Origin of the sequence: Rhizobium sp. CFBP 8752 (genome assembly GCF_014842035.1) — a bacterium.
GTDB classification, from domain to species: domain Bacteria; phylum Pseudomonadota; class Alphaproteobacteria; order Rhizobiales; family Rhizobiaceae; genus Neorhizobium; species Neorhizobium soli.
This window is the reverse complement of record NZ_JACYUZ010000006.1, coordinates 133,880-144,407: the sequence shown is the minus strand read 5'-3', so window position 1 is coordinate 144,407 and position 10,528 is coordinate 133,880. Positions and strand designations below refer to the sequence as shown.

The 10,528-nt window shown below is 63.0% G+C and carries 11 protein-coding genes; 9 read left to right on the top strand and 2 right to left on the bottom strand.

Annotation, left to right across the window (positions count from 1 at the left end; genetic code table 11):
* Position 1: 1 nt before the first annotated feature.
* Genes IFT59_RS22735 through IFT59_RS22725 form a run of 3 tightly spaced genes read left to right on the top strand, consistent with a single transcriptional unit; the run spans position 2 to position 2,153 of the window.
* Positions 2–631: a precorrin-8X methylmutase gene (locus tag IFT59_RS22735; RefSeq protein ID WP_192088392.1), complete on the top strand. Its 630-nt coding sequence runs from the start codon at positions 2–4 to the stop codon at positions 629–631.
* Complete coding sequence (locus tag IFT59_RS22730) at positions 628–1,392, top strand: precorrin-2 C(20)-methyltransferase (protein WP_192088364.1); 765 nt, start codon at positions 628–630, stop codon at positions 1,390–1,392. The genes IFT59_RS22735 and IFT59_RS22730 overlap by 4 nt, the downstream gene beginning before the upstream one ends.
* Positions 1,389–2,153, top strand: a complete 765-nt coding sequence (locus IFT59_RS22725; protein WP_192088363.1) for a precorrin-3B C(17)-methyltransferase — start codon at positions 1,389–1,391, stop codon at positions 2,151–2,153. Before IFT59_RS22730 ends, IFT59_RS22725 begins: the two co-directional genes overlap by 4 nt.
* Here IFT59_RS22725 and IFT59_RS22720 read toward each other — a convergent pair.
* The gene (locus IFT59_RS22720; RefSeq protein WP_249407713.1) at positions 2,117–2,884 is read right to left on the bottom strand and encodes a cobalt-precorrin-6A reductase; all 768 of its coding nucleotides are present in this window, start codon (positions 2,882–2,884) and stop codon (positions 2,117–2,119) included. The genes IFT59_RS22725 and IFT59_RS22720 overlap by 37 nt on opposite strands.
* Before the next feature lies 1 nt (position 2,885).
* Between IFT59_RS22720 and cbiE the strand changes: the two genes are divergently transcribed.
* Genes cbiE through cobM form a run of 3 tightly spaced genes read left to right on the top strand, consistent with a single transcriptional unit; the run spans position 2,886 to position 5,304 of the window.
* The gene (cbiE, locus tag IFT59_RS22715; RefSeq protein WP_192088361.1) at positions 2,886–4,136 is read left to right on the top strand and encodes a precorrin-6y C5,15-methyltransferase (decarboxylating) subunit CbiE; all 1,251 of its coding nucleotides are present in this window, start codon (positions 2,886–2,888) and stop codon (positions 4,134–4,136) included.
* A complete protein-coding gene (locus tag IFT59_RS22710; RefSeq protein ID WP_192088360.1) occupies positions 4,133–4,519 on the top strand; it encodes a cobalamin biosynthesis protein in 387 nt (128 codons plus the stop codon). Before cbiE ends, IFT59_RS22710 begins: the two co-directional genes overlap by 4 nt.
* Positions 4,516–5,304: a precorrin-4 C(11)-methyltransferase gene (gene cobM, locus IFT59_RS22705; RefSeq protein WP_192088359.1), complete on the top strand. Its 789-nt coding sequence runs from the start codon at positions 4,516–4,518 to the stop codon at positions 5,302–5,304. Before IFT59_RS22710 ends, cobM begins: the two co-directional genes overlap by 4 nt.
* Here cobM and IFT59_RS22700 read toward each other — a convergent pair.
* Complete coding sequence (locus IFT59_RS22700) at positions 5,274–6,389, bottom strand: cobalt-precorrin-5B (C(1))-methyltransferase (protein WP_192088391.1); 1,116 nt, start codon at positions 6,387–6,389, stop codon at positions 5,274–5,276. The two genes, cobM and IFT59_RS22700, sit on opposite strands and share 31 nt — an antisense overlap.
* A gap of 62 nt (positions 6,390–6,451) precedes the next feature.
* Here IFT59_RS22700 and cobA point away from each other — a divergent pair, with 62 nt between their 5' ends.
* From cobA to IFT59_RS22685, 3 genes are all read left to right on the top strand, one after another.
* Positions 6,452–7,237 (top strand): uroporphyrinogen-III C-methyltransferase, encoded by a 786-nt coding sequence (cobA, locus tag IFT59_RS22695; protein ID WP_174197269.1) that lies wholly within the window; start codon positions 6,452–6,454, stop codon positions 7,235–7,237.
* Positions 7,234–8,547, top strand: a complete 1,314-nt coding sequence (locus IFT59_RS22690) for a cobyrinate a,c-diamide synthase (RefSeq protein ID WP_192088358.1) — start codon at positions 7,234–7,236, stop codon at positions 8,545–8,547. Before cobA ends, IFT59_RS22690 begins: the two co-directional genes overlap by 4 nt.
* 356 nt (positions 8,548–8,903) lie before the next feature.
* Positions 8,904–10,493 (top strand): ABC transporter substrate-binding protein, encoded by a 1,590-nt coding sequence (locus tag IFT59_RS22685; protein ID WP_062463547.1) that lies wholly within the window; start codon positions 8,904–8,906, stop codon positions 10,491–10,493.
* The last annotated feature ends 35 nt before the right edge of the window (positions 10,494–10,528 follow it).

Below are 10,528 nucleotides of genomic sequence, written 5' to 3'. Positions count from 1 at the left end.
CATGACCAGTTACGACTATATCCACGAAGGCGATGCGATCTATCTGAAGTCCTTTGCGATCATCCGCGAGGAAGCCGACCTTTCCGCTTTTTCGGAAGAGCAGGCGGATGTCGCGGTCCGCATGATCCACGCCTGCGGCCTGGTCGAGGCGGCCGAACATTTCCGCTTCTCCGACGACTTCGTTTCTGCAGCCCGCAATGCGCTGCTGGACGGCAAGCCCATCTATTGCGACGCGTTCATGGTGGCGCAGGGGATAACCCGGGCAAGGCTACCGGCCGACAACGAGGTGGTCTGCACGTTGCGCGACAGCCGCACGATTGAACTCGCCAAAACGATCGGCAACACGAGATCGGCAGCGGCACTGGATCTGTGGGACGCGATGGAAGGCTCGGTCGTCGCCATCGGCAATGCGCCGACAGCCCTGTTTCACCTGCTGGAACTGCTGGATGCCGGTGCACCGCGCCCAGCCGCAATCATCGGCATGCCGGTCGGCTTCGTCGGTGCCGCTGAATCCAAGGAAGCCCTGATGGAATCGACGCATGGCATTCCCTATGCCGTGGTGCGCGGCCGCATGGGCGGCTCGGCCATGACGGCCGCTGCCGTCAACGCGCTGGCGAGGACAGGCCTTTGAACCCCTATGGTACCAAAGGCAGGCTGATCGGCGTCGGCACCGGGCCCGGTGATCCGGAACTGATGACGCTGAAGGCCGTCCGTGCCATCAATGAAGCGGATGTGCTCGCTTTCTTCTGCAAGAAGGGCTCATCAGGCAACGGCCGCACCATTGTAGACGCGCATATCCGCCCCGGCACGATCGAGCTGCCGCTTGTCTATCCGGTCACGGTCGAGACCCACAAGGACGAAGCCGACTACAAGACGCCGATCAACGATTTCTTCGATCGTTCGGCCGAAGAAGTCGCAGCTTACCTCGATGCCGGTAAGACCGTCGCTGTTCTCAGCGAAGGAGACCCGCTGTTTTACGGGTCCTACATGCATCTGCATGTCCGGCTGAAGGATCGCTACGAGGTGGATGTGATTGCCGGCGTCACCGCAATGTCCGGCTGCTGGTCGATGACGGGCCTGCCACTGGTGCAGGGAGACGATATCCTGAGCGTGCTGCCCGGCACGTTGTCTGAGGAAAAGCTGATCGAGCGTCTCTCCGATACCGATGGCGCCGTGATCATGAAGGTCGGGCGCAACCTGCCGAAGATCCGCCGGGCGCTGGCCGCAGTCGGCAAGCTTTCAGGCGCGCTCTATGTCGAACGCGGCACCATGGCCAACGGCGCCTCGGAGCGGCTGGAAACCCGCGACGAAAGCCCGGCGCCCTATTTCTCCCTCGTGCTCGTTCCCGGATGGACCAATCGTCCGGGGCCCGATCATGGAGCGGCAGAATGACGGGATCGCTGACGGTCGTCGGGCTTGGCCCCGGAAGTCCGGACCAGATCACCCCGGAAGCACTGTCGGCGGTTGCGTCGGCAACCGATTTCTTCGGCTACTTTCCCTATATCGACAGGCTGAACCTGCGACCGGACCAGCGCCGCCATGCCTCTGACAATCGCGAGGAGCTGGCACGCGCCAAGGCGGCGATCGACATGGCAGCGAGAGGCGGCAAAGTCTGCGTCGTCTCGGGTGGAGATCCCGGCGTCTTCGCGATGGCGGCAGCCGTCTGTGAAGCGATCGACGAAGGTCCGGCAGAATGGCGCGATATCGATCTTTCCATCGTGCCAGGCGTCACCGCCATGCTGGCGGTTGCGGCAAAGGCTGGAGCACCTCTCGGCCATGATTTCTGCGCGATTTCGCTGTCGAACAACCTGAAACCCTGGGCCATCATCGAAAAGCGTCTCGTCGCCGCGGCAACGGCCGGCTTCGTCATGGCCTTTTACAATCCGATCAGCAAGGCGCGGCCGCATCAGCTGGATGAAGCCTTCGAGATCCTGCGCGCCAACCTGCCGGGCACGGTGCCGGTGATCTTCGGCCGCGCCGCCGGCCGGCCTGACGAGGCGATCCGGATCGTGCCCTTGGCGGAAGCTCAGGGCGACATGGCCGACATGGCGACCTGCGTGATCGTCGGCACGACAGAGACCAAGCTGATCGAAAGAACCGGCAACCGACCGATCGTCTATTCGCCGCGTTTCCTGCGGGAGAGCGTCCAGTGACGCACCCGGTCGACCAGCACGTCCACGCTTGTGGAAGACGGCACATCCGGCAGCTCGGGCCGTTCGATCAGGATGACGTCGATTCCGAGGCGCCGTGCAGCGCTGATCTTGGCCACACTGGCGCGACCGCCACTGTTTTTCGAGACGATCAGGTCGATGCCGTGCTCCTCGAGCAGCCGGATCTCGTCACCCTCGGAAAACGGCCCACGGGCAGTGATGTAGGTCACATCCGGCAGGTCCAGCGGCGGATCGACCGGATCGACGCTGCGCACCAGGTATCGATGCTGTTTTCTCACTTCGAAAGGCAGAAGTTCCTGCCGGCCGAGCGTCAGGAAAACCTTGCGCGGGGCGATATCAAGCGCGGCAACCGCGGCCTCGATACTGCCGACCTCCTGCCACCGATCTCCGTCCTGACGCAACCAGGCGGGCCGTCGCAAAGCCAGGATCTCCACACCCGAGGACGCCGCGGCCTCGGCCGCATTGCGGGAAATCTGCGCCGCGAACGGATGCGTCGCGTCGATCAGCAGATCCACGCCCTTCTCACGGATGAAGGCATCGAGGCCGACAGCACCGCCGAACCCGCCGATCCGCACGGGCACTGGCTGTTCCGCCGGCGCTTTGGTGCGGCCTGCAAGCGAAACAAGGATCTGGTATTCCGGATCGGTCGCCAACCGGCCGGCCAAGGCCTTCGCCTCGGTCGTACCGCCCAGAATGAGGATGGAGTAAGTCAAGTTGCCTCCTGAATCAGAAGTGAGAGCTTTAAACCAAAGCCGCTGGCTGTCCATCGTCGGCATCGGCGAGGATGGCGTGAAGGGTCTCGGCGACAATGCCCGCGACGCGATCGCCGCCGCCGCATTTGTGTTCGGCGGAAAGCGGCATCTGGAGCTCGCCTCATCCCTCATCACAGGCGAATCACGGCCATGGTCGACGCCCTTCGATCCAGCGATGCGCGATGTCGTCGCTCTGCGTGGAAAGAGGGTCTGCGTACTCGCCTCCGGCGATCCCTTCTGCTTCGGCGTGGGTGCAACCCTGTCACGCCATGTGCCGGCCGACGAATTCGTCTCCTATCCGTCCTCGTCCGCATTTTCGCTCGCAGCGTCCCGTCTCGGCTGGCCGCTGCAGGAGATCGAGACGGTCTCGCTGCATGGCCGTCCTCTGGATCTCATCCGCCCGCTTCTGCACCCAGGCCGGCGCGTGATCGCGCTGACCTCGGATGAGCGGGGCCCCGCGGAACTGGCGGCTCTCGTGACGGAGAGCGGTTTCGGGAAGTCGCAGCTGACCGTGCTGGAAGCGCTCGGCGGCCAAGCGGAGCGAATCCGCGTGGTGCAGGCGGACGGATTTGCATTGCAGGATATCAACGTGCTGAACGTCGTCGCGATCGACGTTGCTGCAAACGGTCCGGCGCGCATTCTGCCGCTGGGCTTCGGCCTTGATGATGCCCTGTTCGAGCATGACGGTCAGATCACCAAACGCGAGATCCGGGCCTTGACGCTGTCGGCTCTGTCGCCCCGGCGCGGCGAGCTGCTCTGGGATATCGGAGCCGGCTCCGGTTCGATCGGCATCGAATGGATGCTGGCCGATCCGTCGATGAAGGCGATCGGCGTTGAAGCCCATCCCGAGCGCGCCGCTCGCATCAAGCGCAATGCCGCACGCTTCGGCGTGCCGGGCCTCGTCGTGGTCGAGGGCGAAGCACCGTCGGCGCTCAATGGCCTCCCCCCACCGGATGCGATCTTTATCGGCGGCGGCGGCAGCGAACCTGGTGTCTTCGAGACGGCCGCTGCAGCGCTGAAATCAGGCGGCAGGCTCGTTGCCAACGCCGTGACGCTGGAGATGGAAGCGGTGCTGCTGACCGCAAAAGCCACGCTCGGCGGCAACCTCATCCGCATGGATGTCTCGCGGGCCTCACCCGTCGGGTCGATGCAGGGCTGGAAGCCGGCCATGCCGGTCACGCAGTGGACTTGGACAAAAGGAACAGAACCATGATCGTCGCCGGTTTGGGTTGCCGCAAGGGCACCACACGCGCAGACCTTCTGTCCGCTCTCGATGCGGCCTGCACTGAGGCCGGTATCATCAGGGGATCGATTGGGGCACTTGCCACCGGAGAGATCAAGCGGCAGGAACCCGGCATTCTGCAGCTGGCCGAAACGCTGGGCATTCCGCTTCACATCGTCAGCGACCAGGCGTTGCTCGACGCCGAGCCGAGAACGAAGACCGTTTCCCGCCACAGCCTTGCCCAGACGCCGTCATCCAGCCTGTCCGAAGGTGCGGCGCTTGCGGCTGCGGGAGAATGGTCCGAAATCATCGTACCGCGGCTGATATCCCAGGGCGCCACCTGCGCCTTGGCGCAAACGAAAGACTATTCATGACCGTCCACTTCATCGGCGCCGGCCCCGGTGCCGCGGATCTCATCACCGTCCGTGGTCGCGATATCCTCAGCCGCTCGCCGGTCTGCCTTTATGCAGGCTCGATCATGCCGAAGGAACTGCTCGAGTATTGCCCGGCCGATGCACGGATCGTTGATACCGGTTCCCTGTCGCTCGATGATATTGAGGCCGAATATGTTGCAGCTCACCAGGCCGGCAAGGATGTCGCCCGCCTGCATTCGGGCGATCTTTCGGTCTGGAGCGCTGTGGCCGAGCAGATCCGCCGGCTGGAAAAGCACGGGATCGACTATACGCTGACCCCTGGCGTTCCATCGTTTGCCGCCGCCGCAGCTGCGTTGCGGCGGGAGCTGACAATTCCCGAAGTGGCGCAAAGTCTGGTCCTCACACGCGTCTCCGGTCGCGCCTCGAAAATGCCCGAGGGAGAAACGCTGAAAGCCTTTGGCGCAACAGGTGCAACGCTTGCTATCCATCTTGCTATCCATGCACTGGACAGGATCGTCGAGGAACTGACACCGCTTTACGGCCCCGAATGCCCGGTCGCGATCGTCGTGCGCGCCTCATGGCCGGAGGAGCGTATCATCACCGGCACGCTTGCCGATATCGTAGCAAAGCTTGCCGCAGAACCGGCGGAGCGCACCGCGCTTATCTTCGTCGGCAAAGGGCTGGGAGCGACGGATTTCGTCGAGAGCCAGCTATACAATGCAGACTATGTACGGCGTTTCCGCCCCGGCTGGGATCAGCTCTCTGCGGCTAAGGACCCGGAATGATCGGACGGCGTGAATTCCGTTCGTCCGGCAAGCTGCCCGTGCCGGTCGAACACCAGGATCTCCAGCGCGATCTTAGGGTCGCCGAGCGACTTTGCGGCGGTCTTCCAGGCAAGCGCGGCAATGCGGTCACCGAGCTTCAGACCACGCGCGCCAGCCATCTCGAACGCCTGCGCGACAGTGTTTGCAGCGATGATCCGCGCAACGAGATCGGCATCGGCGGCAGCGTCTTCCGCCACCTTGGCAAGCGCTTCGAGATCGGCAAGCCCGCGCTTGGAATGCACGTCGAGCATGCCCTGGGCGAGCTTGGTCATCTTGGCGACGCCGCCGGCAACGGTTACCTTCGGCACCGGATGGCTGCGGATATATTTCAGCATGCCGCCGACGAAATCGCCCATGTCGATCAGCGCGACGTCGGAAAGGCCATGATAGGCCTGCGCCGCCTTTTCGGACGTATTGCCGGTGGCGCCGGAAATATGATCGAGGCCGGCCGCGCGCGCCACATCGATGCCGCGCCAGATGGAATGGATCCAGGCCGAGCACGAATACGGAATGACGATCCCGGTCGTACCGAGGATCGATATTCCGCCGACAATGCCGAGCCGGCCGTTAAGCGTCTTCTCGGCGATCTTCTCACCGTCGGGCACCGAAATCTCCACCTCGAAATCGGCGCCCTCGCCGGCAACCTCTGTTATCGCCTGCGCAATCATCTGCCGTGGCACCGGGTTGATCGAGGGTTCGCCGGGTGGCAGCGGCAGACCGGGCCGCGTCACCGTACCGACGCCAGGTCCTGCCCTGAACGTGATGCCGCTTTTCGCCGCGCCGCGCCGCACCGTGCTGATGATCAGCGCGCCATGGGTGACATCTGGGTCGTCGCCGGCATCCTTGATGATGCCAGCCTTGGCGAAACCCTCGCCCACCTCTTCGATGGCCAGCGCAAAACCCGGCCGTTGGCCGCCGGGCAGGGTCACCTCCACCAGCGCCGGAAATTCGCCTGTCATCAGCGCCAGACAGGCAGCCTTCGTGGCCGCCGCAGCGCAGGTTCCCGTGGTCCAGCCACGTCGCAGGGTCTTGCTGTCAATATCGATGGCGGCTTCCATGGTCGTTTCTATAGCCCGGCCTTCACCGGCCGGCAAAAGGTTTGCACTCCATGCCCATGAATGAGTTGATCGAAACCATCGTCGAAGCACCGGAATTCGAGCCCGGCCATGTCTGGCTGGCCGGCTCCGGCCCCGGTCATCCGCGCTATCTGACGCTGGAAGTCGCCGATGCGCTGCAAAAGGCCGACGTGATCGTGCATGACGCGCTGGTCTCCGACGCCGTGCTGGCATTGGCGCAGACACACGACATGATCTTTGTCGGAAAGCGGGGCGGCAAGCCTTCGGTGGCGCAGGACGATATTACCGCACGGCTGATCGAACTCGCCAGATCGGCCAAACGCGTGCTGCGTCTGAAGGGCGGAGACCCGTTTATCTTCGGTCGCGGTGGCGAAGAGGCGGAGGCGTTGGTGAAGGCCGATATCCCCTTCCGGATTCTGCCCGGCATGACCTCTGCCCTTGCGGCACTCGCCTGTGCCAACATTCCGGCGACGATGCGCGGCATCAGCCGCTCGATCACGCTTGCAACCGGACATGCCGCCGGCACGCCTGGCGATCTCGACTGGAAAGCTTTGGCAAAGACGGGCGAACCGATCGTCGTCTATATGGGTGTAAGCACGATCGGCACGATCGCGCGGCTTCTGATGGAGGGCGGATTGGCAGGCGATACACCCGTCGCGGTTCTGATGGCGGCAACCACACCCCAGGAGCGCTCGATGATTGCGACGCTTGCGACCGTGGAAGCAGAAGTGCAGCGCCAGGATTTCCAGGCGCCAGCGCTGATCGTGATCGGCAGGATCGTCGATATGCAGGCGGTTCTTACGGGACCTGCATCATGACGGCCCGCGCCCTGATCATCGGCGCACCGCGCTCCGGCTCCGGCAAGACCAGCGTCACCATCGGCCTGTTGCGTGCCTTCCAGCGGCGGGGCATCAAGGTGCGCGGCATCAAGACCGGGCCTGATTATATCGATCCCGGTTTCCACGAAGCGGCAACCCGCCTGCCCGGGCTCAATCTCGACAGCTGGGCCATGGCCCCCGATCTTCTTCGGCATCTCGCCCGCGGCCAGGCAGAGGATGCGGACCTGATCCTGATCGAAAGCGCCATGGGTCTTTTCGACGGCATTCTGGGCGAACCCGGTCGCTCGGGCGCAGCGTCCGATCTCGCGCGCCTGTTCGGCCTGCCGGTTCTGCTGGTGCTCGACGTGTCGGGACAGAGCCAGACGGCGGCGGCCGTCGCCTGCGGTTTCATGCATTATGATCCGACCGTGAAAATGGCGGCCTGCGTGCTCAACCGTGCCGGAAGCGAGCGTCACAGGAAACTCTCCGGCGACGCGATCTCCGCGATCGGGCTTACCGTTGTCGGCACGATTTTGCGCGATCCGACCCTGACCCTGCCCGAACGCCATCTGGGCCTCGTGCAGGCAAGCGAACATCCGCAGATGGACGCCCATATCGACCGGCTGGCCGATGCGATGGAACAGTCGCTGGATCTCGACGCGATTTTCGAGGCAGCACGTCCATTCGATATCCCGTCCGGTACGACGGAAAAGGCACTACCCCCGCCGGGCCAGCGGATCGCGCTCGCCGAAGACGCCGCCTTTACCTTTCTCTACCCGCATATCAAGCGGGAATGGCAGGCGATGGGGGCGGAGATCATCCGCTTTTCGCCGCTCGCCGACGAAGTGCCGCCGGCCGACTGCGACGTCTGCTGGCTGCCGGGCGGTTATCCCGAACTGCACGCAGGACGGCTTGCAGCGGCTGACAGGTTCAAGACGGGGTTGAAGACCTTCTCGGAGACCAAGCCGGTTCACGGCGAATGCGGTGGCTACATGGTGCTCGGCGAATGGCTGGAGGATGCCGACGGCGTCAGCCACGCCATGACCGGCCTGCTTTCCCATTCCACGAGCTTTTCCAAGCGTAAGATGAACCTTGGCTACCGCCAGGCGCGCCTGATGAGAGAAAGTGCCATTGGTAAAATAGGCGACGTGGTGCGGGGCCACGAATTCCATTATGCTCGAGTGATCGAAGCCGGAACCGACCAACCTCTCGCTATGATTGCAGATGGTCGAGGCGACGAAATAGGTCCGTCGGGCGGTTTCCGGGGAAGGGTGACCGGCACGTTTTTCCATGCGATAGCGCGCGATTAGCAGGATTTGCATCCCTTTCGAAAGGCGCCTAATTTTCGCAACCCATGGGGGGTTGCTAAATGTGTCGCATCGAAGGCACTTAATGTCGTAGCGAAGGCTCACCCACGCGGCAACGCGACCGTAATCTCCATCACGCCTCAACGGGCCTTCGATCGCTAAGCAGACTATTTCCCGAGGCATAGAGCTCGCACGATAAGAGCCGGGGACTGCATCAGAAAGGAAGTTATGTCGGCCGCAACCGAACCATTTCCCACGATCGACGGAATAATGCGCAAACCGCTGTGGAAGAGGAAACCCGGCGAGACAGCGCAGACTACGAACGCAGAAAACTGCATCGAATAAAAGGGAACAGGGAAATGAACGATATTACGAAATACCTCGCTGGCCGTGTCACGACAGGTGGCATGAACCGCCGCGAATTCATGGGCCGCGCCATGGCAGCGGGCGTGACACTGGCTGCAGCAAGCCAGCTTTACGCAACCAGCGCCTCTGCGCAGGCCCCCAAGAAGGGCGGCAACCTAAAGCTCGGCCTCGAGGGCGGCGCAGCCACCGACAGCATCGATCCCGCCAAGGCGACCTCGCAGGTGATGTTCACCGCGGTCCGCACCTGGGGCGACACGCTGGTCGAAACCCATCCTGAAACCCGCGCGCCGGTTCCATCGCTTGCCGAATCCTGGTCGCCATCACCCGACGCCAAGACCTGGACCTTCAAGATCCGCAAGGGCGTGCAGTTCCACGACGGCAAGGAAATGACCACCGACGACGTGGTCGCGACCCTGAAGCGCCACAGCGATAGCAAGACCGAATCCGGTGCAGCCGGCGTTCTGAAATCCATCAAGTCGATCGAAAACAAGAGCGGCGATCTGGTCGTGACGCTGGATAGCGGCAATGCCGACCTTCCCGCGATCTTCACCGACTACCATCTCGTCATCCAGCCGAACGGCGGCGTCGACGCGCCGAACGCCGGCATCGGCACCGGTGCCTACAAGGTGAAGAGCTTCGAGCCTGGCGTTCGCATGACCTTCGAGAAGAACACCAGCGACTGGCGTTCCGACCGCGGTTATGTCGAAACGGTCGAAATCATCACCATGAACGATGCAACCGCCCGTATCGCGGCCTTGTCGTCCGGCCAGGTGCAGTTCATCAACCGCGTCGATCCAAAGACCGTGCCGCTTCTGACGCGCGCCCCGACGGTGCAGCTTCTGACCACGTCCGGTGGCGGCCACTACGTTTTCATCATGCATTGCGACAAGGCGCCATTCGACAACAACGATCTGCGCATGGCCCTGAAACTGTCCATCGACCGCGAGGAAATGGTCAAGCGCATCCTCGGTGGCTACGGCAAGGTCGGCAACGACTTCCCGATCAACGACACCTATGCGCTCTTCCCCGAGGGCATCGAGCAACGCTCCTACGATCCGGACAAGGCGAAGTTCCACTTCAAGAAGTCAGGCCATAGCGGCTCGGTGCTTCTGCGCACGTCGGAAGTCGCCTTCCCGGGCGCTGTCGATGCGTCGGTTCTCTTCCAGCAGAGCGCGAAAAAGGCCGGTATCGATATCGAGATCAAGCGCGAGCCGGGTGACGGCTACTGGTCGAACGTCTGGAACGTACAGCCATTCTCGGCCTCCTATTGGGGCAGCCGCGCCACGCAGGACCAGTTCTATTCCGGCGCCTATCTGTCTTCCGCTGACTGGAACGACACCCGCTTCAAGAACGAAAAGTTCGACAAGCTGCTGATCACCGCGCGCGGCGAGCTGGATGAAGCCAAACGCCGTGAAATGTACCGCGAAATGGCGGTGCTGGTGCGCGATGAAGGCGGCACGATCCTGCCGATGTTCAACGACTTCGTGAATGCGGCGTCGAAGAAGCTTCAGGGTTACGTCAAGGACATCGGCAACGACATGTCGAACGGCTATGTCGCGACCCGCGTCTGGCTCGACGCCTGATACCCGACAGGGGCTTGTCCAGCCCCGCCGATGAA

Excerpts from the sequence above, each read along its gene's own strand:
- IFT59_RS22725 (WP_192088363.1), top strand. The coding sequence starts at position 1,389 with ATGACGGGATCGCTGACGGTCGTCGGGCTTGGCCCCGGAAGTCCGGAC.
- IFT59_RS22685 (WP_062463547.1), top strand. The coding sequence starts at position 8,904 with ATGAACGATATTACGAAATACCTCGCTGGCCGTGTCACGACAGGTGGC.
- IFT59_RS22690 (WP_192088358.1), top strand. The coding sequence starts at position 7,234 with ATGACGGCCCGCGCCCTGATCATCGGCGCACCGCGCTCCGGCTCCGGC.
- cobA (WP_174197269.1), top strand. The coding sequence starts at position 6,452 with ATGCCCATGAATGAGTTGATCGAAACCATCGTCGAAGCACCGGAATTC.
- cobM (WP_192088359.1), top strand. The coding sequence starts at position 4,516 with ATGACCGTCCACTTCATCGGCGCCGGCCCCGGTGCCGCGGATCTCATC.
- IFT59_RS22710 (WP_192088360.1), top strand. The coding sequence starts at position 4,133 with ATGATCGTCGCCGGTTTGGGTTGCCGCAAGGGCACCACACGCGCAGAC.
- IFT59_RS22735 (WP_192088392.1), top strand. The coding sequence starts at position 2 with ATGACCAGTTACGACTATATCCACGAAGGCGATGCGATCTATCTGAAG.